We start from the raw sequence: 23,477 nt of genomic DNA, 5'->3' as shown, positions 1-23,477 counted from the left end.
ATGATCCACAAACGGCGGGACCGTGTTCCTGCCTGCGCAGGAACACGGATGCCCTCTAGGGCCACTCCTGACCAAAGGCAGCCCTCAGGCCGCGGCGGCGATCCCGCTGACGCCCAGTTCCGCCAGGGCGAACTGGCGAATATGCTCGCCCATATCCTCGCGGCCCAGCGCCAGCGCCAGATTCGCCTCGATATAGCCGGCCTTCGATCCGCAATCGAAGCGGCGTCCGTCGAAGGTCACGCCATGGAAAGGCTGCGTCCCGATCATCGACGCCATGGCGTCGGTGAGCTGAATCTCCCCGCCCGCGCCCTTTTCCTGCGTCTCCAATATCTTCATCACTTCCGGCTGAAGGATATAGCGCCCCGGCAGGATCAGGTTGGACGGCGCGGTGCCCGGAGCGGGCTTTTCCACCAGCCCCTTGACCTCGGTCAGCGCACCGTCACGCTTGCCCGGATCGATCACGCCATAGTTCGGCGTCTCGGCCATCGGCACTTCCAGGGCGCAGACCAGATTGCCGCCGACCTTGTCATAGGCATCGACCATCTGCTTCAGACAGCCGCGCCCCGGCGCGCCCTTCATGAATTCGTCGGGCAGCAGGATCGCGAAAGGCTCATCGCCCACAATGTCGCGGGCGCACCAGATGGCATGGCCCAGGCCCAGCGGCTCCTGCTGGCGCAGGAAAACCGCATTGCCCGGCAACAGGCGGGTGCCGTCCAGCGCCGACAGGTCCTTGCCCCGCTCCCGCTGGGTGGCCTCCGCCTCGAACGCCATGTCGAAATAATCCTCGATCGCGCCCTTGCCGCGGCCGGTGACGAAGATCATCTGCTCGATCCCCGCCTCCCGCGCCTCGTCCACCGCATATTGGATCAGCGGACGGTCGACGACCGGCAGCAGTTCCTTGGGAACCGACTTGGTCGCCGGCAGAAAGCGCGTGCCGAGACCCGCAACGGGGAACACGGCTTTGCGGATGCGTTTGTAGGACATAAGTCTCCATTCTCGCTGAGCGCACGGACAGGCTTCGCTCTCCGCCGCATAAAGATCAAGCGTGGAAGATGGCTTACCCCATTTCAGACGGCCAGCAGGCGCTGGGCCACCCTTTCGAGGGAAGCAATCTCCGCTTCGAGTTGCTCGAGCGAGACATGCGTTTGATTATTCCGCGCATCGCGGCACGTAAAGCCGCCGGGCGCGGGCTGCTGAAAGCCGCCGATGATGAGCGACCGGAACCGGTCGATCCTCTGCATGTCGCGCTCGATATCCCATATTTCCATCAACGCGCCGGCATTGCGCCGGTCACGCATCGACACCATGGTCCGCAATTCGGTCATCAGCTTCGTCATGCCCGGACGGGTCCGGGCACCCACGATTCGCACATCCCCCATGGCTTCCCGCATCATCGCGACTTTCGCCTCCAGGCTCTGTTCCAGCATCGTCCAGGCACATACCAGACGACCCACTGCACACAGAAGCGCCGCATCCTCTGGCGCGTAATCCGACACTGATCTCACCGCAATTTCAGCAACCACGTTCACTTCATCCGCGCCCCGGTATGTTTTGCTTTCCGCTCGGGATCGAGTCTGCCCGTATTGCAGTGCAAAAGGCTAGGGGGTGGAGCCGGGTCGCTCGCAGCAGCGGCACAGGCCATCGCCAAACGTGCGCAAACAGCGATGAGCCGTTAACCGTCTTTGACGGCCGAATCAAAAATCGATAGCGATTCCCTTGCGTTCCCAGTCGCCGTAGCGAACGGGGCTCAATAACTCGTCATGCGGCGAGGGATTGTCGATCGGGTCCGGCTGCGGCACCGGCGGGCTTTTGGAGAGATGCGCGGGCGGCTTCACATGCGCGGGGCGCTTGCCGTTGAAGGTTCCCATCGATCCATCCTTTCGATTGCGGGGGCGTCGTCATCACCCCATATTCAGGGGCGCCCCATATTCAGAGTAAGGCCGCTATCTGGGCCGCAAAGGAGATTTTCGCAAGTGAGTGGGATGAAGACGGTGATGCTGTTGTCGGCGCTGACGGCGCTGTTCATGGCATTGGGCTATACGCTGGGCGGCAGCGGCGGCGCGGTGATCGCGCTGCTGGCGGCGGCGGGCATGAACCTCTTCACCTTCTGGAACGCCGACAGGATCGTGCTGTCGATGCACCATGCGCGGGAGGTCGCCGCGACCAGCGCGCCGGAATTCTACACCCTCGTCGCGGAACTGGCGCAGCGCGCCAAGCTTCCCATGCCACGCGTCTATCTGATCGACGAGCCGCATCCCAACGCCTTCGCCACCGGCCGCGACCCGGACCATGCCGCCGTCGCCGCCACCACGGGCCTGCTTTCGATGCTGAGCCGGGACGAAGTGGCCGGCGTCATGGCGCATGAACTGGGCCATGTGCGCAATCGCGACACGCTGATCATGACGATGGTCGCGACCATCGGGGGCGCGATCTCCATGCTCGCCAATTTCGGGCTATTCTTCCGCGGCGGGCATAATGAGAATGGCAACAGCAATCTGGTGGCGACCCTGCTGGCGGTGATCGTCGCGCCCTTCGCCGCGATGATCGTGCAGATGGCGATCAGTCGCACCCGCGAATATGGCGCCGACGCGGCCGGGGCCGAGATCAGCGGCAATCCGCGCGCGCTCGCCTCCGCCCTCGCCAAGATCGCCGGCCGCGCCGAAATGATCCCCAATCCGGTCGCGGAGCGCAATCCCGCCGCCGCACAGCTCTACATCGTGCCGGTGCATGTGAGCGAGCTGTTTTCCACCCATCCGGCGACGGAAAAGCGCATCGCCGCGCTGGAGGATATGGCGCAGGACATGGGCATGGCGGTTGCCGCGACGCCCTCGCGGCGCGCATCGGCGCTCTCCCCAGCGGCGGCGCCCAAGGCGCGAAAGTCGAGCGCTCTGGACCCGTTGCGCCGCGACTAGTTTGCCGCAACCGGGTGGCGAACGGACGTCACGCGGCGGGGGAATGTCTGCAAACCACGCAAAGCAGCCATGATTGTCACTGCACGGTCATGCATTTTTCATCGATCCGTCCCGCTTTTGCAGCCTTGCCGTCATCCCCCTCTGCCATGCCCCGGTCGCCAGGGGCGCGGCGTTCCGTCGACAGCCCGAACTGCACACAGGGGTATCATCCATGTCTCATCTGACCGACGCGGCGCGCGCGGCCTTTCGCGATGCGCAGCCCAAGATCACTGCCGGCGAAGACAGCCTGGAATCGATCGTCGCCGCCAATCCGGCGCGCCGCACCGTGCTGAAGAACGGCCTGCTGGGCCTTTCCATGCTGCCGATGCTGGGCGCGTTGACGGCGTGCGGCGATGACGAGGATTCCGCTTCGCCCACGCCGACCCCCACGCCGACTCCGGCGGTCAGCTATGCCATCAATTTCGCGTCGGTCGCGATCAACAGCAACGACACCGTCACGGTCCCCGCCGGCTACACCGTCGACGTGCTGCTGAAGGCGGGCGATTCCGTCGAAACCGGCACGGCCTATGCCCCCGGCAGCTTCCCGACCAGCGCGACCCAGACCAACCTCTGGGCCGGCGGCAATCATGACGGCATGGAATTTTTTGAACTGTCCGGCGTCGATCCCAATGCGGGCGGCCTGCTGGCGATCAACCATGAGCTGCCGGACTATAATATCCTCTTCGCCAGCGGCACCTATAATGCCGCCACCGCCACTGCCGCCGACAAGGCGATCGCCCTGTCCGCCGTCGGCGTCTCGGTCGTGGAAATCGCCAAGGGCACGGACGGCAAGTTCGCGGTCAAGGCGGGCTCGCGCTTCAACAAGCGCTATAGCGGCAACACCGATTATCGCGCTGGCGGTCCGGCCGCGGGCCTGCTGTCCGCGACCATTCGCGGCACGCTGAACAACTGCGCCTCCGGCCGCACGCCCTGGGGCACCTACCTCACCTGCGAGGAAACGACGAACAATTATCTCGACACGACGCAGCCCAACAATGGTTATGGCTGGGTGGTCGAGATCGACCCCTATCAGGAACTGGCCGTGCCGACCAAGCGCACCGCCATGGGCCGCTTCTCCCATGAGAATGTCGCCTATCTGAATGACGCCAACAACCGCGTCGCTTTCTACATGGGCGACGATTCGACGCCGGGCTGCATCTATAAATTCGTGCCGGACCGGGCCTACAGCAGCAGCAACCGCGCTTCGAACATCGACCTGCTCGATTATGGCACGCTCTATGTGGCGCGCTTCAACGCCGACGGCACGGGCGAATGGCGCGCGCTGGTGCAGGGACAGAACGGCCTGGTCGCCAATGCCTCCGATCCGGGCAATGTCAGCCAGTCGACCACGCCGCCGACCCCGACGACGGTCAGCTTCAACAGCATGGCCGATGTCCTCCTCAACACCCAGTCGGCGGCGCGTGTCGCCGGCGGCACGCTGATGGACCGTCCGGAATGGATCACGGTCGCGCCCAACAAGCAGGCGATCTTCGTGACGCTCACCAACAATGGCGGCCGCCGCGTCACTGACAATCCGAACCCGCGCACGACCAACCTGCACGGCCATATCCTGAAGTTCCGCGAGAACGGCGATTCGCCGCTCGCCACCCGCTTCACCTGGGAAGTCTTCCTGCTGGCGGGCAATCCCAATCTGGCCGAAGCGAATCTGAAGGGGAACATCAACGGCGATTATTTCTCCAGCCCCGATGGCCTGCGCATCGACCCGCAGGGCCGTCTGTGGGTCGAAACCGACCATAACCTCGCCGGCAATGCGGGCACGCTGAACGGCGCGGCGGTCAACATGACCCAGGCCTTCGGCAATAATTCCATGTATCATGTCGACCAGACGAGCAAGGCGTCCAAGCGCTTCCTGGTTGGTCCGGAAGGCTGCGAGATCACCGGCATCGCCTATACGCCGGACCTCAGGAACTTCTTCATCAACATCCAGCATCCGACCAAGAACTGGCCGGTATCGGGTCAGCAGCCGCGTTCCTCGACGATCGTGGTCCGCCGGACGGACGGTCAGCCGGTCGGCAATTGATCGGCCTGGGTTTGGCGGATTCTGGTTAATAGGGGACGTTAATCCTCCCTACGCGGAGCGTGGGGAGGGTCGTAGAGAGGCACGTGACTTTCTTCGACGCCGCCGAAGGCGGTGGTGGAGGGGAATTGGCGCGACCTGCGCATCTTCCCCTCCGTCAGCGCTCCGCGCTGCCACCTCCCCATCTCCCGATGGGGAGGATTAAGAAGGTCCGCAATCCACCCAAAATCCGCCCCCAACCCACATTCCCAGCCAACAAGGAAAGGCCCGTTCCCTTAGGGGGACGGGCCTCTTCGTTTGGGCAAGACGCCGCGAACCGGTAATCGTCAGGCGGCGTAGGCCGCCTTCAGATCACTTGATCTTGGCTTCCTTGAACTCGACATGCTTGCGCACGACGGGATCGTACTTCCGGAAGCTCAGCTTCTCGGTCTTGGTGCGCGGATTCTTCTTGGTGACGTAGAAGAAGCCGGTGTCAGCCGAGCTGACGAGGCGAATCTTGACGGTTGCTGGCTTGGCCATGGCCTTAGTCCCTGGTCGTGAATATCGTGAAAAAGAAGAGCGGCCCCAAATCTCTTGCGAGGAAGGGACCGCCCCGTTTCAGCGGCGGCTCATGAGGGAGATTCGGCGCGATGTCAAGGCTCGTGGCCCAAATCCCGCGGCCGTGCTACACTTTACGCGGCCTTAACCGGCTCTGGTCCATGAAGGAGTCGGGGCTCAGGGACGGGGCCGGGAAAAGGGGGGTCTTCTCCATGCGACATGATCCGATGTTGGCCATTCTTGTCGATCTGCTGGGCCGGGTCGACGGGCTTGCGGGGGAACGGGGCCATGTGTCCGTAGCGCGCCTGCGCGACGAGATCGACCGGATTCGCCATATCGCCCGGGCCTTTCACCTCGACACGGTGGAGTGCCTGGCCGGAACGCTGCAATCGGCGCTGTCGCTGCAGGGCGCCGGGCCGGTGGTGATGTCCTATCTCGACCTGATGCGCGACGCGATCGCGGCGGAAATGCCGGAGGCGGATGTCATCCCCATGCCCACGATCGCCAAGCCGGTGTCGGCAACCGGCGCGCATCTGACCGCCTGAACCGAATCAAGACGGCCGCTGAATGGACGCATTGCTGATCGCGCTGCTCGGCTGCCTGGCGGGGGAGATCGGGGACAAGGGGCAGTTGCTCGCTCTTGCCCTGGCGACGCGCTTCCGGCGCGACGGCGCGGTGATCGCGGGGATCGTGGCGGCGGCCATCGCCAACGCCGCCCTGGGCGCGGCGGCGGGCGTCTTTCTGGCGCCGATGCTGGGCTCCGACGCGAGGCTGTTGTTCCTGGCGCTGGCGCTGATCTTTCTGGCCGTCGGCATGGTCTGGCCGGTCCGGCAGCCCGATCCGCTGGCCAAATGGCGGATAGGGCCGTTCCTCACGACAGCCCTTGGCCTTTTCATCCTGGGCTTTGGGGATGGCGCGCAGTTTCTGATTCTGGGCGCCGCCGTCCGCACCGCCGATCCCCTGCTCGCCGCGACCGGGGGCGCCGCCGGCGTCATCGCCGCGACGGTGCCGGTGGTCCTGTGGCGGGATCAACTGCGCGCGGCGCTTCCGCTGCGCGGCATTCGCCGGGGCGCCGGGGTGCTGGTGTTGTTGATTGGCCTGGCCCTGGCGGTATCGGCGCTGCATCTCGCCTGATCGAATGTCTCCATCAGACTGACCGAAACTTTCGCCATGAAATTCGTCGCTTGGCATGGCACCTTATCGGCAACAGTTCATTATATGTCCGAAACCAAGTGCCTCAGCAGGAGACAAGCATGACCTCTCCCGACCTCAAGACCCCGACGGACCTGCGCAGCAACGCGACCAAGTCGGTCGCGCAGGCGCTGAACGGCGTGCTGGCGGACAGCTATGCGCTGTATTTCAAGACCAAGAATTTCCACTGGCACGTCTCCGGCCCGCATTTCCGCGACTATCATCTGATGTTCGACGAGCAGGCGACGCAGATACTGGCGACCACCGACCTGATCGCGGAGCGGGTGCGCAAGACCGGCAACACCACGCTGCGTTCCATCGGGGACATTTCGCGCCACCAGTCGGTGGTCGACAATGACGCCGATTATGTGAACCCCGCCGACATGCTGAACGAGCTGCGCGAGGATAATCTGAAGCTGGTCGAATCGCTCCGCGCCGCCAAGGCCGCCGCGACGGAGGCCGGCGACAACGCCACCGAGGGCATTATCGACGACTGGACCGATCAAGCCGAGGAGCGCGCCTGGTTCTTGTTCGAAGCAGGCCGCAACGCTTGATCGAATAGACGAAAGCCCTCCAGCCGAAACTGGAGGGCTTCTTTTTTGATCAGCATCTATCCGTTTGAACGATACCGATCTTTTTGCAGCGTGCTCCTGCGAAGGCAGGAGCCCAGTCCTGCCGTCCGAACTGGGTTCCTGCCTTCGCAGGAACACAATCCGACATGTTGCGAGGTCTACTCCTCCAATATCGCTTCGATCGCGAGGATCATGATCGCGCCCGGCTTGCCGCCAAAGTCCACGGCCTCGCCTTCCTCCGCGTCCATCATCGCCCGGGCCAGCGGTGCGGAAAAGGCGATGCGCCCTTCCGTCGGTTCGGACTCGTCGTCCCCGACGATGGCGATCCGCTTCTCCTTGCCGTTCAACCGGTAGGAGACGCGGCTACCGAAGGCCACGGCCTCCGCATCCGGCACCGGCCGCAATTCCGCCGTCGCCAGGCGCGTGCGCCAATAGCGCAGCTCGCGCTTCAGCTTCTTGGCGTCCTCCTCGGCCATGGCTTCGGTATCGACCGCCTCCAGCGCTTCCACCTTCTCCCGCGTCAGCCGCAGGCCGCGCGCCGTCACCCAATTGGGGCCGGGCGGCAACGGAATCTCGAAAGTGGGTTCCAGATGCTCCTCGTCACTCTCGCGACGAAAGGCGACACTCATTGCACTCTCCTGTCAAAACGCTCACTCGCGCTGACACGAGGTCGAAACTGCCGATCTTCTTTTCAAGGGAAGGCCCGGGCTTCGACATCGCGGAAGCCCGAACGAGCAGGGCTTCTAATCTTCGTCGAACAGTCCGGCGAGCTGCTCCACCATGGTCCCGCCGAGCTGTTCGGCATCCATGATGGTCACCGCGCGGCGATAATAGCGCGTGACGTCATGGCCGATGCCGATGGCGACGAGCTGCACGGGCGAGCGATTCTCGATCCACTCGATCACCTGCCGCAAATGCCGTTCCAGATAGGTGCCGCTGTTCACCGACAGGGTGCTGTCGTCGACCGGCGCGCCGTCGGAGATCACCATCAGGATGCGGCGTTCTTCATTGCGCGCAATCAGGCGGCTGTGCGCCCAGAGCAGCGCCTCGCCGTCGATATTCTCCTTGAGCAGCCCCTCGCGCATCATCAGGCCCAGATTCTTGCGCGCCCGGCGCCAGGGTTCGTCGGCCTTCTTGTAGATGATGTGGCGCAGGTCGTTGAGACGCCCCGGCATCGGCGGACGCCCGGCGGCCAGCCAATCCTCGCGGCTCTGCCCGCCCTTCCAGGCGCGGGTGGTGAAGCCCAAAATCTCTGTCTTGACCCCGCAACGCTCCAGCGTGCGCGCCATGATGTCGGCGCTGATCGCCGCGATGGAGATCGGTCGCCCACGCATCGACCCCGAATTGTCGATCAGCAGCGTGACCACGGTATCCCGGAACTCGGTGTCCCGCTCGATCTTGTAGGAGAGCGAGCGCGTCGGATCGATCACGATCCGCGCCAAGCGCGCCGCGTCGAGCAGCCCCTCTTCCTGATCGAAGTCCCAGCTCCGCGACTGCTGCGCCATCAATCGCCGCTGGAGCCGGTTGGCGAGCTTCGTCACCGCGCCCTGCAAGCTCACCAATTGCTGGTCGAGGAAGCCGCGCAGGCGCAGCAATTCATCCTCGTCGCACAGATCCTCGGCGGTCACGACCTCATCATGAAGCTGCGTATAGGGCTTGTAGTCGAAGCCCGGCGGCAGGTCGCCCATCGGCCGGTTCGGGCGGACGGGCATCATGCCCTCCTCCCCCATATCCTCCGCGCCTTCTTCGCTGTCGGCGTCGAACTCGTCGCTATATTCGGTCTCGCCGTCCTCGGTGTCGCCGCCCTGGTCCTCGGCGCGCGCTTCGGCAAAGGCGTCGCTGTCGCCCGCCTGATCCTCGCCGCTGTCGCCCTCTTCTTGGCTCTGCTCCTCGTCCTCGCCCTCTTCCTGCGGTTCGGAATCGTCGGTTTCGGGCGGCACGTCGGCGTCGATCAACTGGAGATGCTCCAGCATGGCCGAGGTCAGCTTCTGAAAAGCGCGCTGGTCGTCGATGGCCATGGCCAGCGCGTCGAGATCGGCGCCCGCCTTGTCCTCGATCCACTGGTCGACCATGGCGAGGCCCGCCCGCACATCCTTGGGCGCGGCCTGCCCGGTCAGCCGTTCGCGCACCTTGAGCGCCAGCGCGGTCGACAAGGGCACCTCATCGGCGGAACGCGCCCGGCGGATCGGATCGGACTTCAATTTCAGGTCGAGCGCATGGTTGAGGTTCGCCCTTACCCCCTCCATCGCCCGCGAACCGATCGCCTCGACCCGCGCTTGCTCCACCGCGTCATAGACGGCCCGCGCCGTCGCGTCGGCGGGCGCGGCGGCGTTGTGAATCCGGGCATTATGGTGCCGCAGCCGCAGCGCATTGGCGTCCGCGAAACCCCGCGCCAGCGCCACCTGATCGGCGGGCAGATTGCGTCCGGGCGTCGGCACCTTGATCGCCTTGCCCGCCATATGCGGCGTGTCGGCGGTGAAGCTCACCTCCACCTCCGCGTCGCGTGCGATCGACCGCGCCGCGCCGGACAGCACATCCTTGAAGGCGTCGAGGGGCGAACGGTCGGCCATCAGTCGAGCAGCATCCCACGCATGGCATCGCGCGCCGCGGCGTCCACGCCCAGCACATCGTTCAGATAGCCGTCCACGCCGCCATGGCTTTCATCCAGCGTCGCGAACAACGTATCCAGATAGACGGATTCCGCCTTCAGCAGCGGTTCGAGCATATCGGTCCTGGTCATCCGCATCCGCGCCACCAGCGTGTCGCGCTGCGCCAGCAGCCAGTCCCAATCGGCATGGGCGTTGGTCGCCAGATAATCCTGAACGATGGTGGGGCGCGGCACGCCCAGCGCCGCCAGGATCAGCGCCGCGCCCACGCCGGTCCGGTCCTTGCCCGCCGAACAGTTGATCAGCAACGGCACGCGTCCATCCGCGATCCGCGCGAACATGGCGCGGTAGGATTCGGCATGGTCGACCGGGATGACGCGATAAAGGGCGATCATCGTCTGTCGCATATCGTCCGCCGTCGCGCCGTCGCGCTTCAGCATCTCGCCCAGCAGGCCGCTGCTTTCCGTATAATCGCGGCAGAAATAATCGACCTCGCTCCCATGCCAGAGCGTGGGTTCGGCGGTCCGTTCGTTGCCCCGGCGGAAATCGCAGATCGCCTTGATGCCGAGCGAGCGGAGATGGTCCGCATCCCCGTCCGTCAGCAGCGCCATCGTGCCCGACCGGTAGAGCATGCCGCGCTTCACGCAACGCCCGTCGGCGGTCGCATAGCCGCCGAAGTCGCGCAGGTTGAACGCGCTCTCCAGCGGCAGGCGGCCTTCCTCCGGCGTCAGGGCGACAGTCTCGCTCACGGCCGCTCACCCTCCCCGACAGCGGGCACGGCGATGGTGTCGATCTGCGTCTCGACCTCGCTCATCAGCTTGTGTACCGGGCATTTCGCGGCGACGGCGATGAGTTTGTCATGCTGCTCCGCGCTCAACGGGCCGGACAGGGCGATGCGCGTGGTCAGCTTGTAGATGCCCTGCCGCTCCTGGCTCGCATCGCGCACCACGCCGACATGGATGCCCTCCACCGGAATGCCGTTGCGCTGCGCATACCAGAGCATGGTCATCGCCTTGCACGCGCCCAAGGCCGAATCGTAAAGATCATGCGGGTCCGGCCCGGCATCATGACCGTCCGGCGCTGTCATGTCCGCGATCAGTTCATGCCCGCGAATGCTGATCCGGTGGGCGGTGCCACCCTCCGGATCGATCCGTTCGACGACGATCATGGCTTTTTCCTCCCTGCGGCGCTCAGGCCGCCCGGTGCGCGACGCTTTCGGGCAGGTCCTTGCCGAAGACGCGCTGATAATATTCGGCCACCAGCGGCCGCTCCGCCTCATCGCATTTGTTGAGGAAGCTCAGGCGGAAGGCGAAGCCGATATTCTTGAAGATCAGCGCATTCTGCGCCCAGCTTATCACGGTGCGTGGGCTCATGACGGTCGAGATGTCGCCGTTGATGAAGCCCTGGCGGGTGAGTTCCGCCACCTTGATCATATTCTCGACTTCCTTGCGGCCGCCTTCATGGTCGTACTCGCCGGACTTGGCGAGCACCACCTGCGCCTCGGTCGCGGCGGGCAGATAGTTCAGCGCCACCACCAGGTTCCAGCGGTCCATCTGGCCCTGGTTGATCTGCTGCGTGCCGTGATAAAGGCCGGTCGTGTCGCCCAAACCCACGGTATTGGCGGTCGCGAACAGACGGAACCAGGGATTGGGCCGGATCACCCGATTCTGGTCGAGCAAAGTCATCTTGCCGTCTGTTTCCAGCACGCGCTGGATCACGAACATCACGTCCGGGCGGCCCGCATCATATTCGTCGAACACCAAAGCGACCGGCCGCTGCAACGCCCAGGGGAGCAGGCCTTCGCGGAATTCCGTCACCTGCTGCCCGTCCTTCAGGACGATGGCGTCGCGGCCGACCAGATCGATACGGCTGATATGCGCGTCCAGGTTGATGCGGATGCACGGCCAGCGCAGGCGCGCCGCGACCTGTTCGATATGGCTCGACTTGCCGGTGCCGTGATAGCCCTGCACCATCACACGGCGGTTATAGGCAAAGCCCGCCAGGATCGCGAGCGTGGTGTCCGGATCGAACACATAGGCGGGGTCAAGGTCGGGAACCCGCTCATCGGCTTCCGAAAAGGCCGGGATCTTCATGTCGACATCGATGCCGAACACGTCGCGCGCATCGACTTCGCGGTCGGGCGAGGCCAACAGCGTTTCGGCGCGGGTATCGGGTTGGACGTTCGGGATGTCGGTCATTTGTCTTGTCTCTTTGAACGGTCTGGTCGGCACTGCCCTAACCATCAGGGACAGGCATGTCGATAGAGTGGAGCCTTAAGCCGCCGGGATCAAGCAGCCCATTCGGCCAAATTGGCCTCCTGCCCGATCAGCGCCAGTCCATGGGCGATAGAGGTCAGTTCGCCGCCCGTCGCAATACGGTCTTTCCCGAAGCGCCGGTCGAAAATGTGCCGGATCGCCGGGATCAGCGAAGTCCCGCCCGTCAGGAACACCCGGTCGATGGCATCGGCCGTCACGCCTGCCTTGGCGAGCGCCTTGTCCACCGTCGCCTCGATCCGGGCGATGTCGGGCGCGATCCAGCCTTCGAAATCGGCGCGCGTCACCTCCTTTTCGATGGCGAGTCCGCCGCCTTCGAAGCGGAAGGTCGCGCTCTCCGCCTCCGACAATCGCCGCTTGAGCGATCCCACCGCATCGTAGAGGGGATAGCCCAATTCCTTCTCGATCACCGTGATCATCCGCCCGATGGCGTCGGGATCATGGGCGGCCTTCTGCAAGCGCGCCAGCTCGTCCATGGTCCGCCGGTTGCGCATCAGCGCCAGCCGCGACCAGTCGGCAAAATCGGCAAAATAGCTGCGCGGAATCTCCAGCTCCTTGCCGAAGCTCTGGTAGCTTCCGCCCTTGCCCAGCATCGGTAGCACCAGATGATCGACGATCCGATAGTCGAAGCGATCCCCGGCAAGGCCGATGCCCGCCGATCCGAGCGGCACGCAACGCCGCGCCGCCCCCGGCGCCTCGACCCGCACGATGGAAAAGTCGCTGGTGCCCCCGCCAAAGTCCGCGACGAGGATCGTCGCCGCCTCGGTCAGCCGGCTGGCATAGCTGAACGCGGCGCCCAAAGGCTCGTAGACATAATGAATCTCGTCCCCGAAGCCCGCGAACATGGCGTCATAGCGCCGCCGGGCGAGGGCTTCGTCGGGCCGCGATCCGGCATATTCCACCGGCCGCCCGACCACGATCCGCTCCGGCCGCCGGTCCAGCGCGCCGCCCGCATGGCCGACCATGCGGGAGAGGAACATCTGCCCCAGTTCCTCGAAGCGGAAGCGCTTCTCGAACACGCTGGCGCTTTCGAAGATGGGGCTGGCGGCGACTGACTTGAAGCTTTGCAGGAAGCGGCTGTCCTCGGGGAATTCCAGATATTCCGCGATGGCCCAGGGTCCGGCTTCATGGGCCATGCCGCCCTTCACGGCGCTGTCATGCCAGAAGCAGAGCGCCGAGCGGAACACCGCGCCGGCCGCTTCCTTGCCGGCAAATTCCACCAGGTCCGATCCGCCCTCGCCGGCGAGCGCGGCCACACTGTTGGTCGTGCCGAAATCGAGGCCCAGGGCGCGGGTTGTCATGGAAATCTCCGGGGAAGGAAGGGTCGGCGCCTATGGCAGCGCAATGAACCAATCACAAGTCATTCCCGCGCAGGCGGGAATCCATCTCCTGACGTTGCATAACGCGGAACGCTTGGGAGATGGGTTCCCGCCTGCGCGGGAACGACGATGTTGAGTTCAAGCGAAAGCCTCTGCCTTCCTCAACAATTGATAAGCCTCGATCACCCCCTGCAACAAAGCCTCATGACTCCGGTCGCCGCCATTATGATCGGGATGAAAGCGCCGCAGCAATTCGGTATAGCGCTGTCGCAGCGCCTTGCGGTCCGCGTCGATCGGCAACCCCATCACCTCCAGCGCCCGCCGGTCGTCCCGCGACAGGAATTTCCCGTCCTGCCGCATTTGGCTGTCGGCTCGCGCCTTTGCTACCCGTTCCTTGAACTTGGCGCCGATGGCGTCCAGCGGGTCCTGAAAATCGGACCATTTGGGCGGCGGGCTGGCGGCGTTGGAGGAAAAGGCCCGCGTCTCCCGCTCCCACCCCGCATAGGGGCGCTGGGCGGCGGCGATCTCATCCGGACTCATGCCGGTGAAGAAATTATAGCCCTGGTTGAATTCCCGGACATGGTCCAAGCACAGCCAGCGCCAATTTGGTCCCTCCCGGTTCGCCCCGCTCCCTTCCAGCGGCGGCGCGCGAAACTCGCCGGGTTCCGGGCAGCCGGGCACCGCGCAGGGGCGGTCGCTTTCCACGCGGCCATGGAAACGGTTGAAACGCCGGGTCGAGAAGGGATCGCTGGTCAAGATTGTCCTGATGCAACTGCGGGCAAAGGGCCTATATAGGCGCCATGACCGAGATTGTTAAAGGCCCCGTGGCCACCGAAATCGAAGCCCGGCTGCGCGCCGCCCTTGCCCCCGAACGGCTCGCCGTGATCGACGACAGCGAGAAGCATCGCGGCCATGCCGGGCATGACGGATCGGGCGAAAGCCACTTCACCGTGGACATCGTGTCGGACCGCTTCACCGGCCAGAACCGGGTCGCCCGCCAGCGGCTGGTCAACGCCGCCCTTTCCGACCTGCTGCGCGACAAGGTCCACGCCCTCGCGATCAAGGCCCGCGCTCCCGGCGAGGCATGACACCATAGCGCCGCTTCGAGCGTTGTGCCGCCGTCGAAGGAGGCGCAACCCATGGCCTATGATTTCTGGTACTGGTCCACCATCCCCGGCCGCGGGGAGTTCGTCCGGCTGACGCTGGAGGCGTGCGGCATCGCCTATCGCGACCGCGCCCGCACTGACGGCGACGAAGCGCTGATGGCGGACATGGAGCGCCACGACGCCGGTCCCGCCTTCGCCCCGCCCTATCTGGTGACGGACGGCCGCACCGTGGCGCAGACCGCCAATATCCTGCTCTATCTCGCTGAACGCCATGAATGCGGCCCGACCGGCCTGAAGTCCCGCTATTGGCTGGCGCAGGTTCAGCTCACCATCATGGACATGGTGGTTGAAGCGCATGACGTCCATCATCCGGTCGGCGCCCATCTCTATTATGAGGATCAGAAGGCCGAAGCGCTGCGCATCGCCCAAGGCTTTCGCGCCGGCCGCATCCCCAAATTCCTGACCTATTTCGAACATGCGCTGAGCGCGGAGACGGGCGACTGGCTGGCGGGCCGAAGCTGGAGCTATGCCGATCTCTCGCTCTTCCACCTGATCGCGGGGTTGCGCTATGCCTTTCCGCTGCGCATGGCGACGCTGACGCCCTCCTTCCCGCGCCTGTCCGATCTGCATGACCGGGTTGCGGCGCTGCCCGAATTGCAGGACTATCTGGCGAGTGACCGGCGCCTGCCCTTCACCAACGAAGACATATTCCGCCATTATCCCGAACTGGACGCAGCATGACCCTGACCGACCCGATCATCCAGACCATCACGCCGACCAGCCATAATCTGGGCGATTTCCGGGTCCATCGCTCGCTGCCGGCGAAGGAACGCACCATGGTCGGCCCCTTCATTTTCTTCGACCAGGCCGGGCCCGCCCGCATAGAGCCGGGGCAAGGGATCGACGTGCGTCCCCACCCGCACATCAACCTCGCCACCGTCACTTACATGTATGAGGGCAGCTTCCTCCACCGCGACTCTCTGGGCACGGAGCAGTTGATCGAGCCGGGCGCGGTGAACCTGATGACGGCGGGCAAGGGCATCGTCCACAGCGAACGCTCGCCGGATGCGGAGCGCGTGAAGCTTTCGAAACTCTCCGCCATCCAGACCTGGCTGGCGCTTCCCGACAGCCAGGAGGAGATGGACCCGGCCTTCGAGCATGTCAGCGAAGGCGGCCTGCCCATCGTCGATTGCGGCCAGGCTAGGGCGCGGGTGATCATGGGCAATCTCTGGGGCCAGACGTCGCCTGTCACCACCTATGCGAACACCATCTATGCCGACATCCAGCTTTCCCCCGGCGGTTCCGTCCCCATCGATGCGGATGCGGAGGAACGGGCGATCTATGTCTCGGGCGGCGATGCGGCGCTGGACGGCGCGATGCTCCAGCCGCAGACGCTCTACGTCCTGCGGCCCGGCATCAAAGCGACGTTGATGAGCGTGGATGGCGGCCGGGTCATATTGTGCGGCGGCGAAGCGTTCCGCACGCCCCGCCATGTCTGGTGGAATTTCGTGTCCTCCACGACGGATCGTCTCATGCAGGCCCGCGAGGATTGGGAAGCCATGCGCTTTCCGTTGATCCCCGGCGACGATCAGGAATTCATTCCGATTCCGCAGGGACGGCCGAAGACGATCAGCTATCCCTGATTTTCAGACCGTCATCCCCGCGAAGGCGGGGATCCATCTCCCATAAGTCGTCCCAAGCGGCGCGTTCAGGAGATGGGTTCCCGCCTCCGCGGGAACGACGATCGAATCACTGCACGAAGGTCAGCGACAGATTCTCGGCATTTTTCGGAATGTCGATCCGGCTCTCGTTGATCGACGCTTCTTCGCCCGGCTTCAGGCTGATGCGATCCGCCTTGGTCGTCCAACTGAACACCAGCCGGTTCTGCCGGTCGCGGAGCTGCACCAGCACCGGCGGCACCGGCAGCGTCTGCTTCCCGCTGTTCACGATCCGCGCGCCGAAGGCGAAATATTCCTCCCCGGTCGGCAGCTTGCGCCGCTCGGCGGGCTTGGAGAGATAGAAGAGCAGGTCCGGATCGCCTTCCTCGGGCACCAGCCCCAGATTGACCGCCCAGCTTGGCGTGCCGAAATACCAGAGCGCGCCGCCCGCGGCCCCCACCGCAAGGCAGAAGGCCAGCGCGGCATAGGTCCAAATCTTCAGCCGGTTGCGGCGCGGCCTGACCGGGGCGGGTTCGGCTTCCGCCTCATCGTCCTGCGCCTCCGCTTGGGCGCGGCCGTAAATATCGTCGAACCGGTAATCGCGCTTGGCCGCAACCGGCGCGTCCGTCTGCGAGGCGACAGGCTCCGCTTCTTCCTGCTCGACCGGGGGCGCCACGGTTTCCTCCACCGGCGGCGGGGGAGGTGGTGAGGGCGGCGGGGGAGGTGGTGGTGCCGGAGGTGGCGGCGGCGCGACCGCTTCGGGCGCGCCCGCCGTCACCAGCGCTTCCTCGCGCGGGGCGAGCGCGGCCCCTTCCTGGAACCAGCTATGTTTGCAGGCGGCGCAGCGAACCTGGCGGCCGTTCGGGCCGACGGCGCTGTCCGGCACGATATAGCGCGTGGCGCAATTGGGACACACCAGGATCATGACGCTTCATAGGCATGAGTTGGATTCGAGGGCAAGCGGCTTCAACATGCCGGTCCATCCGGGCGCGACTCGCGGAGTCAGGCCGGATGGGCTTTACGTCCGCCCGTCCGCTGTGCCATGGCTAAGCCATCGGGGAAGCAGGGAGCGCGCAGGCGCTGAAATTGACGCATGTCGGCCATCGTCCAGTTCGAAAATGTCGGCCTGCGCTATGGTCTGGATAGCGAGACGCTGTCCGACGTCAGCTTTTCCCTGGCCAGCGGCGGCTTTTATTTCCTGACCGGCGCGTCGGGCGCGGGCAAGACCTCGCTGCTGAAGCTGCTCTATCTCGCCCAGCGGCCCAGCCGGGGCGTCATCCGCCTGTTCGGGGAGGATGTGGTGACGCTGCCCCGCAAGCGCCTGCCCGGCTTCCGCCGCCGCATCGGCGTGGTGTTCCAGGATTTCCGGCTGGTTCCGCATCTGTCGGTCTATGACAATATCGCCCTGCCGCTGCGGGTCGCGGGCTTGGCGGAAGGCGAGATCGACGCCCCCGTCAGCGAGATGCTGAACTGGGTCGGCCTGGGCGACCGCGGTCAGGCGCGCCCCGCCACCCTGTCGGGCGGGGAGCAGCAGCGCGTCGCCATCGCCCGTGCCGTCATCGGCCGCCCGGAAATATTGGTGGCGGACGAACCGACCGGCAACGTCGACGCGGACATGGCTCGCCGCCTGCTCACTCTGTTCGAGGCGCTCAATCGGCTGGGCACCACCATCGTCGTCGCCACCCACGACCTGCCGCTGATGGCGCAGGTGTCCGCCGCGCAGATGATGAAGCTGGACAAGGGCCGCCTGTCGGACCCCACCGGATCGCTGCGTTATCCGCCCCGGCCGCAGGTGGCCGGCTGATGGCGGGTTCGGATCGCCGCGCCGCCGCAGCCGCGCGCCATCGCCTGCTGCCGGAGGGGCGGGTGGCCGGGCCGATGCCGTGGATCATCGCGATCATGATGTTCCTGACGGTGCTTTCCGCCGCCACTGGGCTGGGCCTGGGCGCGGCGGTGAAGGCGATGGGCGCGGACCTTGCCGGACGCGCCACGGTGCAGATCGTCGAAGCCGATGCGCAGCAGCGCGACCGGCTGAGCGCCAGCGTGTCGGGCGCATTGCGCAAGGTCGCCACTGTCCGCGCCGTCAATCCCGTCGCGGCGTCGACCCTGGCCGATCAGATCCGCCCCTGGCTGGGGCAGGACGCGGCGAGCGGCGACCTGCCGATCCCGGCGCTGATCGACATCGAGCTCACCCCCGGTCAGACTGATGCGAAGATCGAGCGTCTTCGCCGCCGGCTCGGCGCCGTCTCGCCCAAAATCCGGATCGAGCCCCATGCCGCCTTCCTCGCGCCGCTCGCGGGCCTGTTGTCCGCGCTCGGCTGGCTGGCGGCGGGGATCGTGCTGCTGATGACGCTGGCGACCGGCGCGGTGGTGGTGCTGGCCGCCCGCGCCGCGCATGACAGCCATCGCGGCACCATCGACGTGCTGCATCTGATGGGCGCGACCGATGTGCAGATCGCCCGGCTGTTCCAGCGCCGCATCGGCCTGGACGCGCTGTTCGGCGGCGCGCTGGGCTTCACCGTGGCGCTGCTGGTGATCCTGCTGCTGGGGGCGCGGCTGCTGGCGACCGGATCGGAATTGCTGAGCGCCATCCATCTGCCGTGGACAAACTGGGCGATCCTGGCCGCGCTGCCTGTCGGTGGCGTGCTGCTGGCGACGCTGGCGGCGCGCTGGACCGTGCTGCGGTCATTGGGGCGGCTGCTATGATCGTCCGCTTCATCGCTGTGACGCTGCTGGGGTGGATGCTCGGCTTCGCGTGGTTCGCGATCTTTCTGCCGCAGCCGCTGGACGGGCGCCAGACAGACGCCATCGTCGTGCTGACCGGCGGCGCGGGGCGGATCGACCGGGGCCTGTCCCTGCTTCAAGACGGCGCGGCCAAGCGGATGCTGATCTCCGGCGTCGACCGATCGGTCCGTCCGTCCGAACTGGCCGCGCAATATAAGGCGCCCGAACGGCTCTTCACCTGCTGCATCACGCTCGGCCGCGAAGCCATCGACACCCGCTCCAACGCCATAGAGACCGCCCATTGGCTGGAGCGGCGCGACTTCAAGACGGTGCGGCTGATCACCACCGACTGGCATATGCGCCGATCCGCGTTGGAGTTGCGGCAGGCCTTGCCGGGCCGGGTCACGCTGGTCTACGACGCCGTGCCCAGCCGCCCCAGTCTGATGATCCTGGTGCGGGAATATAATAAATATCTGCTGCGCCGGGCCGCGGCGCTGATCGGTATCTGACGGTTTCTGCGATGCTCACCGCCCTGCGATCCCTGGCCTTCATGCTGGCTTTCTACGTCGGATCGGCGCTGTTCGTGCTGGCGGCGATGGCGAGCAATCTGGTCGCGCCCCGATCGATCCCGGCCATCGCCACGGCATGGAGCCGCTTCCACCGCGCCTGCGCCCGCTGGCTGCTGGGGCAGAAGGTCAAGGTGGAAGGGGCGCTGCCGGAAGGCCCGTATCTCTATATCCTCAAGCATGAATCGATGTTCGAGACGATCGATCTGCTCTGCCTGCTGGATCGCCCGGCGATTGCGGCGAAGCGGGAGTTGTTCGACATTCCGTTCTGGGGCGGCATCGCCCGCCGCTACGGCCTGATCCCGATCGAGCGCACCGCCGGGGCCAGCGCCCTGCGCGCCCTGCGCGCCGCCGCCAGAGCGACGACGGCGCAGGGCCGCGCCGTCTGCCTTTTCCCGGAGGGCACCCGCGTTCCCCATGGCGAAAGCCCGCCCTTGCGCGCCGGTTTCGCGGGGCTCTATGCGCTGCTGGGCCTGCCGGTGGTGCCGATCGCGATCGACAGCGGCCGCGTTTCCCCGCGCGGCAAGTTCATGAAGCGCAGCGGCACCATCACCTACAAGGTGGGCGAGATCGTCCCGCCCGGCCTCGACCGTCGCGAGGCGGAAGCCCGCGTGCATGCGGCGATCAATGCGCTGAACGGGCCTTTATAAACTGCCGTGCTCCTGCGAAGGCACTCGAACGAGACAAGTGGCTCGTGAGAACCCAGTTCAGAGGTTGCGTGAATCAGCGCGGGCGGGACTGGGTTCCTGCCTTCGCAGGAACACGCCGCTGCACTTTAATGACTCCGCCCGAAATCCGGCTTGGGATCGTCCTGTCCCTGTTCGATGATCGAGCGCCGGATCGCCCGCGTCCGGGTGAACAGGTTGAACAGCGCATCCCCGTCATTCCAGCGGATCGCCCGCTGCAAGGCCGATAAATCCTCGGAAAAGCGCTGGAGCATCTCCAGCACCGCATCCTTGTTCGCCAGGAACACGTCGCGCCACATGGTCGGATCGGACGCCGCGATGCGGGTGAAGTCGCGGAAGCCGCCGGCGGAATATTTGATCACCTCCGACTGGGTCACATCCTCCAGGTCGCTGGCGGTGCCGACGATGGTATAGGCGATGAGGTGCGGCAGATGGCTCGTCACCGCCAGCACCAGATCGTGATGCGCGGGGTCCATCGTCTCGACATCCGCGCCCACGCGCCGCCACAGTTCGGACACGCGCTCCACCGCCGCCGGATCGGCGTCGGCGGGCGGCGTCACGATGCACCACCGGCCCCGGAACAGCGAGGCGAAGCCCGCCTCCGGCCCGCTATTCTCGGTTCCCGCGACGGGATGCGCCGGAATGACGGTGCGCCCCGGCAGCGCCGCGCTCAACTGCGCCAGCACATCGGCCTTGCAGGAACCCACGTCGCTGACGATCGCCTCGGCCGGAAGGTCGTCGGCAATCTCCGCCGCCGCCGCGCCCATGGCCCGCACCGGCACGCACAGTATGACCAGATCGGCATCGGTCACGCTCGCGCCCGCCGTATCGGTGACGTCGTCGCACAGGTCGATCGCCCGCGCTATCTCCCGCACGCCCGCATCGGCATCATAGCCCGTCACCCGCACCGTCGGCATGGCTTCGCGGATCGCCCGCGCCAGCGACGAGCCGATCAGCCCCAGCCCGATGATCGTGACGCGGGAAAAGGGCAGCATCAGGCCGCTTCCGCCATGGCGCGCAGCTTGGCCGCGACCTTGCGCACCTGATCTTCGGTGCCGATGGTGATCCGCAGCCCGTTGGGCAGCCCTTGCCCCGGCAACCAGCGGGTGGCGAAGCCTTCGTCCCACAGCCCCTTCATCGCCGCCTCGGCGGTCAGCCTGCCGTCGAACAGGATGAGGATGAAATTCGCCTTGCTCGGCACGGCGTGCAGCCCATGGTTGGACAGCGACGCCACCTCAGCCGCCAGCCATTCGCGCCATTGCCGGTTATGCACCCGGCTCGCCTCGACCCAGGCGCTGTCGTTGACCGCCGCCACCGCCGCAGCCTGCCCCGCCGTCGTCACATTGAATGGCGCGCGGATGCGGTGCAGCACGTCGATCACCTCGGCGCTGGCATAGCCCCAGCCGATCCGCTCGGCAGCAAGCCCGTAAATCTTCGAAAATGTCCGGGTCACGAACACATTGGCGGCATTCTTCGCCAGTTCCAGCCCGCCATCATCCTCGTCACCGTCCAGATATTCGGCATAGGCCTGATCCAGCACGAACAATATGTCGGGCCGCAGACCGGCATGCAGCCGCGCAATCTCTTCCCGCGACGTCATGGTGCCGGTCGGGTTGTTGGGATTGGCGAGGAAGACGACCTTGGTCTTCTCCGTCACCGCCGCGAGCAGCGCATCCACATCGGTCGCATAATCGGCGTCCGGCGCGATGACTGGCGTCGCCCCCACGCGCCGCGCCGCGATGTCGTAGACCGAAAAGCCGTAGCGGACGTAGAGTACCTCGTCCCCCGGCCCGGCATAGGCGCTCGCCGCGATATGCAGCAATTCGTCCGACCCGGTGCCATAGATCACCCGCGCCGGGTCCAGCCCATGCGCCGCTGCGATCGCCTCGCGCAGCTTGGCCGCGCTCGGATCGGGATAGGTCGCCAGATCCGCCGTCGCCGCCACCAGAGCGGCCCGCGCCGCTTCCCCAGTGCCCAGTGGATTTTCATTGGCGGACAGCTTCACCAGCAGGCGGCCGTCATCGGCGGCCGACTTGCCCGGTACATAGGGCGAAATACCGAGAATCCAGTCTTTGGGAGCAGGCTTTGTCATGCGCCGCGCTTTAGCGTCATCGAAGCGAAACGCAAAGCGCTTGGAGCGGCAACAGGGTGCCGAATGATGTCGCCGTGTTCCTGCGAAGGCAGGAACCCAGTTCAGAGGGCGGGACTGGACTCTCACGAACCACTTGTCTCGTTCGAGTGCCTTCGCAGGAGCATATTTTCTATTAACTCTCCCTCACACCACCGGCGTCAGCAAAGGCTCACCCGCCGCCCAGGCATCCAGATTGGCCAGCACCAGATCAGCCATCGCCTTGCGCGTCTCGACCGTCGCGCTGCCCTGATGGGGTTGCAGCACCACATGATCCATGGCGAACAAGGCTTCGGGCACATGCGGCTCGTCCACGAACACGTCGAGGCCCGCGCCTGCGATGCGCTTTTCCGCCAGCGCCGCCACCAGCGCCTCCTCATCGATCACGCTGCCCCGGCTGATGTTGACGATCACCCCCTCCGGCCCCAGCGCCTCCAACATCGCCGCGTCGACCAGCCTGCGCGCCTCCGGCCCGCCCGATGTCGCCACGATGATCACATCGCTCTCCCGCGCAAAGTCCAGCGGATCGGCCACATAGCGATAGGCGCTATCCGCCACCGCTCGCCGGTTGTGATAGAGGATTTCCCCCGCCACCGGCTCCAGCCGCCGGGCGATGGCCTGGCCGATCCGGCCCAAGCCCAAAATGCCGATCCGCCGTCCCGTCACCCGCCCAGAAAGCGCGGGCTTCACCCCCCGCACCCATTCCCCGGCGCGCACCATCCGGTCATTGGCCGCGATATTGCGCACTGTTGCGAAAAGCAGCCCCACCGCCAGATCGGCCACGTCATCGGTCAGCACATCGGGCGTGTTGGTGACGCGGATGCCCCTGGACCGCGCATGATCGACATCGACCTTGTCATAACCCACCGAGAACAGCCCGATCATCTCCAGCTTCGGCAAGGCGTCCATGATCGCGGCGGAGGCGCCCACCGACCCGAAGGAGACCAGCGCCCGCGCCTCCCGCACGGCCGGCGGCAGCGTATCCGGATCGGCGTCCGCCGCCACCGCATGAACGGCGAAGCGCCGGGCCAGCGCCTCGTCCAGATAGGGATAGAGCGGGCCATAGGTGACGATGGGGATGGCGGCATGATCGGTCATGGCCCGGCTGTAGGTCAAAGGACG

27 protein-coding genes are annotated in these 23,477 nt (G+C 65.7%); 12 read left to right on the top strand and 15 right to left on the bottom strand.

The window, feature by feature from the left end; translation table 11 throughout:
- Positions 1-84: 84 nt before the first annotated feature.
- The 3 genes from HUK72_RS11655 to HUK72_RS11645 all read right to left on the bottom strand — a co-directional run bounded on the left by HUK72_RS11655 (position 85) and on the right by HUK72_RS11645 (position 1,868).
- Positions 85-984: a UTP--glucose-1-phosphate uridylyltransferase gene (locus tag HUK72_RS11655; protein WP_176596917.1), complete on the bottom strand. Its 900-nt coding sequence runs from the start codon at positions 982-984 to the stop codon at positions 85-87.
- A gap of 83 nt (positions 985-1,067) precedes the next feature.
- Positions 1,068-1,496 carry a hypothetical protein gene (locus HUK72_RS11650; protein ID WP_176597830.1) on the bottom strand — a complete coding sequence of 143 codons (429 nt, stop codon included), beginning with the start codon at positions 1,494-1,496 and terminating at the stop codon, positions 1,068-1,070.
- Positions 1,497-1,694: 198 nt separating this feature from the next.
- Positions 1,695-1,868: a DUF1674 domain-containing protein gene (locus HUK72_RS11645; protein WP_176596916.1), complete on the bottom strand. Its 174-nt coding sequence runs from the start codon at positions 1,866-1,868 to the stop codon at positions 1,695-1,697.
- A 105-nt stretch (positions 1,869-1,973) separates the two neighbouring features.
- Here HUK72_RS11645 and htpX point away from each other — a divergent pair, with 105 nt between their 5' ends.
- Positions 1,974-2,912 (top strand): zinc metalloprotease HtpX, encoded by a 939-nt coding sequence (gene htpX / locus HUK72_RS11640; protein WP_336951951.1) that lies wholly within the window; start codon positions 1,974-1,976, stop codon positions 2,910-2,912.
- Positions 2,913-3,123: 211 nt separating this feature from the next.
- Positions 3,124-4,992, top strand: coding sequence for a PhoX family phosphatase (locus HUK72_RS11635; protein WP_176596915.1), 1,869 nt, complete (start codon positions 3,124-3,126; stop codon positions 4,990-4,992).
- 348 nt (positions 4,993-5,340) lie between these two features.
- On the opposite strand, the gene rpmG is transcribed toward HUK72_RS11635, so the two are convergent.
- Positions 5,341-5,508 carry a 50S ribosomal protein L33 gene (gene rpmG, locus HUK72_RS11630; RefSeq protein WP_007687342.1) on the bottom strand — a complete coding sequence of 56 codons (168 nt, stop codon included), beginning with the start codon at positions 5,506-5,508 and terminating at the stop codon, positions 5,341-5,343.
- 230 nt (positions 5,509-5,738) lie between these two features.
- Here rpmG and HUK72_RS11625 point away from each other — a divergent pair, with 230 nt between their 5' ends.
- From HUK72_RS11625 to HUK72_RS11615, 3 genes are all read left to right on the top strand, one after another.
- Complete coding sequence (locus tag HUK72_RS11625; RefSeq protein ID WP_176596914.1) at positions 5,739-6,071, top strand: hypothetical protein; 333 nt, start codon at positions 5,739-5,741, stop codon at positions 6,069-6,071.
- 22 nt (positions 6,072-6,093) lie between these two features.
- Positions 6,094-6,660 carry a TMEM165/GDT1 family protein gene (locus tag HUK72_RS11620; protein ID WP_176596913.1) on the top strand — a complete coding sequence of 189 codons (567 nt, stop codon included), beginning with the start codon at positions 6,094-6,096 and terminating at the stop codon, positions 6,658-6,660.
- A gap of 119 nt (positions 6,661-6,779) precedes the next feature.
- Complete coding sequence (locus HUK72_RS11615; protein WP_176596912.1) at positions 6,780-7,271, top strand: Dps family protein; 492 nt, start codon at positions 6,780-6,782, stop codon at positions 7,269-7,271.
- Positions 7,272-7,447: 176 nt separating this feature from the next.
- Here HUK72_RS11615 and HUK72_RS11610 read toward each other — a convergent pair whose 3' ends face one another.
- From HUK72_RS11610 to HUK72_RS11580, 7 genes are all read right to left on the bottom strand, one after another.
- Positions 7,448-7,918, bottom strand: a complete 471-nt coding sequence (locus HUK72_RS11610; RefSeq protein ID WP_176596911.1) for a GreA/GreB family elongation factor — start codon at positions 7,916-7,918, stop codon at positions 7,448-7,450.
- A 114-nt stretch (positions 7,919-8,032) separates the two neighbouring features.
- Positions 8,033-9,859, bottom strand: a complete 1,827-nt coding sequence (gene cobT, locus HUK72_RS11605) for a cobaltochelatase subunit CobT (protein WP_176596910.1) — start codon at positions 9,857-9,859, stop codon at positions 8,033-8,035.
- Positions 9,859-10,644, bottom strand: a complete 786-nt coding sequence (locus HUK72_RS11600) for a tyrosine-protein phosphatase (RefSeq protein WP_176596909.1) — start codon at positions 10,642-10,644, stop codon at positions 9,859-9,861. The genes cobT and HUK72_RS11600 overlap by 1 nt, the downstream gene beginning before the upstream one ends.
- Positions 10,641-11,063: an OsmC family protein gene (locus HUK72_RS11595; RefSeq protein ID WP_176596908.1), complete on the bottom strand. Its 423-nt coding sequence runs from the start codon at positions 11,061-11,063 to the stop codon at positions 10,641-10,643. Before HUK72_RS11595 ends, HUK72_RS11600 begins: the two co-directional genes overlap by 4 nt.
- A gap of 22 nt (positions 11,064-11,085) precedes the next feature.
- Entirely contained in the window at positions 11,086-12,093 is a 1,008-nt protein-coding gene (gene cobS, locus HUK72_RS11590) for a cobaltochelatase subunit CobS (RefSeq protein WP_066552930.1), read from the bottom strand.
- An 89-nt stretch (positions 12,094-12,182) separates the two neighbouring features.
- Positions 12,183-13,469, bottom strand: a complete 1,287-nt coding sequence (locus HUK72_RS11585; protein ID WP_176596907.1) for an Hsp70 family protein — start codon at positions 13,467-13,469, stop codon at positions 12,183-12,185.
- A gap of 156 nt (positions 13,470-13,625) precedes the next feature.
- Positions 13,626-14,243: a J domain-containing protein gene (locus HUK72_RS11580; protein WP_176596906.1), complete on the bottom strand. Its 618-nt coding sequence runs from the start codon at positions 14,241-14,243 to the stop codon at positions 13,626-13,628.
- Between the two features lie 44 nt (positions 14,244-14,287).
- Between HUK72_RS11580 and HUK72_RS11575 the strand changes: the two genes are divergently transcribed.
- The 3 genes from HUK72_RS11575 to HUK72_RS11565 are packed head-to-tail and all read left to right on the top strand — an operon-like array spanning position 14,288 to position 16,236.
- Positions 14,288-14,575, top strand: a complete 288-nt coding sequence (locus HUK72_RS11575) for a BolA family transcriptional regulator (protein WP_176596905.1) — start codon at positions 14,288-14,290, stop codon at positions 14,573-14,575.
- A gap of 51 nt (positions 14,576-14,626) precedes the next feature.
- Entirely contained in the window at positions 14,627-15,334 is a 708-nt protein-coding gene (locus HUK72_RS11570; RefSeq protein WP_176596904.1) for a glutathione S-transferase, read from the top strand.
- Entirely contained in the window at positions 15,331-16,236 is a 906-nt protein-coding gene (locus HUK72_RS11565; protein WP_176596903.1) for a pirin family protein, read from the top strand. The genes HUK72_RS11570 and HUK72_RS11565 overlap by 4 nt, the downstream gene beginning before the upstream one ends.
- A 106-nt stretch (positions 16,237-16,342) precedes the next feature.
- On the opposite strand, the gene HUK72_RS11560 is transcribed toward HUK72_RS11565, so the two are convergent.
- The gene (locus tag HUK72_RS11560) at positions 16,343-17,176 is read right to left on the bottom strand and encodes an MJ0042-type zinc finger domain-containing protein (protein ID WP_176596902.1); all 834 of its coding nucleotides are present in this window, start codon (positions 17,174-17,176) and stop codon (positions 16,343-16,345) included.
- 168 nt (positions 17,177-17,344) lie between these two features.
- On the opposite strand from HUK72_RS11560, the gene ftsE reads away from it, so the two are divergent.
- Genes ftsE through HUK72_RS11540 form a run of 4 tightly spaced genes read left to right on the top strand, consistent with a single transcriptional unit; the run spans position 17,345 to position 20,191 of the window.
- Complete coding sequence (gene ftsE / locus HUK72_RS11555) at positions 17,345-18,055, top strand: cell division ATP-binding protein FtsE (protein ID WP_176596901.1); 711 nt, start codon at positions 17,345-17,347, stop codon at positions 18,053-18,055.
- Positions 18,055-18,957: an ABC transporter permease gene (locus HUK72_RS11550; RefSeq protein ID WP_176596900.1), complete on the top strand. Its 903-nt coding sequence runs from the start codon at positions 18,055-18,057 to the stop codon at positions 18,955-18,957. Before ftsE ends, HUK72_RS11550 begins: the two co-directional genes overlap by 1 nt.
- Positions 18,954-19,484, top strand: coding sequence for a YdcF family protein (locus HUK72_RS11545; RefSeq protein WP_176596899.1), 531 nt, complete (start codon positions 18,954-18,956; stop codon positions 19,482-19,484). The genes HUK72_RS11550 and HUK72_RS11545 overlap by 4 nt, the downstream gene beginning before the upstream one ends.
- 11 nt (positions 19,485-19,495) lie before the next feature.
- Entirely contained in the window at positions 19,496-20,191 is a 696-nt protein-coding gene (locus HUK72_RS11540; RefSeq protein WP_176596898.1) for a 1-acyl-sn-glycerol-3-phosphate acyltransferase, read from the top strand.
- Between the two features lie 125 nt (positions 20,192-20,316).
- Here the strand turns inward: HUK72_RS11540 and HUK72_RS11535 are convergent, their stop codons facing one another.
- The 3 genes from HUK72_RS11535 to HUK72_RS11525 all read right to left on the bottom strand — a co-directional run bounded on the left by HUK72_RS11535 (position 20,317) and on the right by HUK72_RS11525 (position 23,453).
- Positions 20,317-21,222, bottom strand: a complete 906-nt coding sequence (locus tag HUK72_RS11535) for a prephenate/arogenate dehydrogenase family protein (protein WP_176596897.1) — start codon at positions 21,220-21,222, stop codon at positions 20,317-20,319.
- Positions 21,222-22,319: a histidinol-phosphate transaminase gene (gene hisC / locus HUK72_RS11530; protein ID WP_176596896.1), complete on the bottom strand. Its 1,098-nt coding sequence runs from the start codon at positions 22,317-22,319 to the stop codon at positions 21,222-21,224. The genes HUK72_RS11535 and hisC overlap by 1 nt, the downstream gene beginning before the upstream one ends.
- A gap of 183 nt (positions 22,320-22,502) precedes the next feature.
- Entirely contained in the window at positions 22,503-23,453 is a 951-nt protein-coding gene (locus HUK72_RS11525; protein ID WP_176596895.1) for a 2-hydroxyacid dehydrogenase, read from the bottom strand.
- Positions 23,454-23,477 lie beyond the last annotated feature (24 nt).

The sequence above is a fragment of the Sphingobium sp. 15-1 genome, from assembly GCF_013375535.1.
Classification (GTDB): Bacteria; Pseudomonadota; Alphaproteobacteria; order Sphingomonadales; family Sphingomonadaceae; genus Sphingobium; species Sphingobium aromaticivastans.
Note: the sequence above shows the minus strand (reverse complement) of the source record. Positions and strands in the feature narration are given on the sequence as shown.

What these genes read in the sequence shown, in the direction of transcription:
- HUK72_RS11625 (WP_176596914.1), top strand. Translation starts at nt 5,739, where the DNA reads ATGCGACATGATCCGATGTTGGCCATTCTTGTCGATCTGCTGGGCCGG.
- HUK72_RS11585 (WP_176596907.1), bottom strand. Translation starts at nt 13,469, where the DNA reads ATGACAACCCGCGCCCTGGGCCTCGATTTCGGCACGACCAACAGTGTG.
- cobS (WP_066552930.1), bottom strand. Translation starts at nt 12,093, where the DNA reads ATGACCGACATCCCGAACGTCCAACCCGATACCCGCGCCGAAACGCTG.
- HUK72_RS11550 (WP_176596900.1), top strand. Translation starts at nt 18,055, where the DNA reads ATGGCGGGTTCGGATCGCCGCGCCGCCGCAGCCGCGCGCCATCGCCTG.
- HUK72_RS11540 (WP_176596898.1), top strand. Translation starts at nt 19,496, where the DNA reads ATGCTCACCGCCCTGCGATCCCTGGCCTTCATGCTGGCTTTCTACGTC.
- HUK72_RS11565 (WP_176596903.1), top strand. Translation starts at nt 15,331, where the DNA reads ATGACCCTGACCGACCCGATCATCCAGACCATCACGCCGACCAGCCAT.
- HUK72_RS11575 (WP_176596905.1), top strand. Translation starts at nt 14,288, where the DNA reads ATGACCGAGATTGTTAAAGGCCCCGTGGCCACCGAAATCGAAGCCCGG.
- HUK72_RS11560 (WP_176596902.1), bottom strand. Translation starts at nt 17,176, where the DNA reads ATGATCCTGGTGTGTCCCAATTGCGCCACGCGCTATATCGTGCCGGAC.
- HUK72_RS11610 (WP_176596911.1), bottom strand. Translation starts at nt 7,918, where the DNA reads ATGAGTGTCGCCTTTCGTCGCGAGAGTGACGAGGAGCATCTGGAACCC.
- HUK72_RS11645 (WP_176596916.1), bottom strand. Translation starts at nt 1,868, where the DNA reads ATGGGAACCTTCAACGGCAAGCGCCCCGCGCATGTGAAGCCGCCCGCG.
- hisC (WP_176596896.1), bottom strand. Translation starts at nt 22,319, where the DNA reads ATGACAAAGCCTGCTCCCAAAGACTGGATTCTCGGTATTTCGCCCTAT.
- HUK72_RS11535 (WP_176596897.1), bottom strand. Translation starts at nt 21,222, where the DNA reads ATGCTGCCCTTTTCCCGCGTCACGATCATCGGGCTGGGGCTGATCGGC.
- HUK72_RS11525 (WP_176596895.1), bottom strand. Translation starts at nt 23,453, where the DNA reads ATGACCGATCATGCCGCCATCCCCATCGTCACCTATGGCCCGCTCTAT.
- HUK72_RS11545 (WP_176596899.1), top strand. Translation starts at nt 18,954, where the DNA reads ATGATCGTCCGCTTCATCGCTGTGACGCTGCTGGGGTGGATGCTCGGC.
- HUK72_RS11570 (WP_176596904.1), top strand. Translation starts at nt 14,627, where the DNA reads ATGGCCTATGATTTCTGGTACTGGTCCACCATCCCCGGCCGCGGGGAG.
- cobT (WP_176596910.1), bottom strand. Translation starts at nt 9,859, where the DNA reads ATGGCCGACCGTTCGCCCCTCGACGCCTTCAAGGATGTGCTGTCCGGC.
- HUK72_RS11620 (WP_176596913.1), top strand. Translation starts at nt 6,094, where the DNA reads ATGGACGCATTGCTGATCGCGCTGCTCGGCTGCCTGGCGGGGGAGATC.
- HUK72_RS11655 (WP_176596917.1), bottom strand. Translation starts at nt 984, where the DNA reads ATGTCCTACAAACGCATCCGCAAAGCCGTGTTCCCCGTTGCGGGTCTC.
- HUK72_RS11635 (WP_176596915.1), top strand. Translation starts at nt 3,124, where the DNA reads ATGTCTCATCTGACCGACGCGGCGCGCGCGGCCTTTCGCGATGCGCAG.
- HUK72_RS11595 (WP_176596908.1), bottom strand. Translation starts at nt 11,063, where the DNA reads ATGATCGTCGTCGAACGGATCGATCCGGAGGGTGGCACCGCCCACCGG.
- ftsE (WP_176596901.1), top strand. Translation starts at nt 17,345, where the DNA reads ATGTCGGCCATCGTCCAGTTCGAAAATGTCGGCCTGCGCTATGGTCTG.
- HUK72_RS11615 (WP_176596912.1), top strand. Translation starts at nt 6,780, where the DNA reads ATGACCTCTCCCGACCTCAAGACCCCGACGGACCTGCGCAGCAACGCG.
- rpmG (WP_007687342.1), bottom strand. Translation starts at nt 5,508, where the DNA reads ATGGCCAAGCCAGCAACCGTCAAGATTCGCCTCGTCAGCTCGGCTGAC.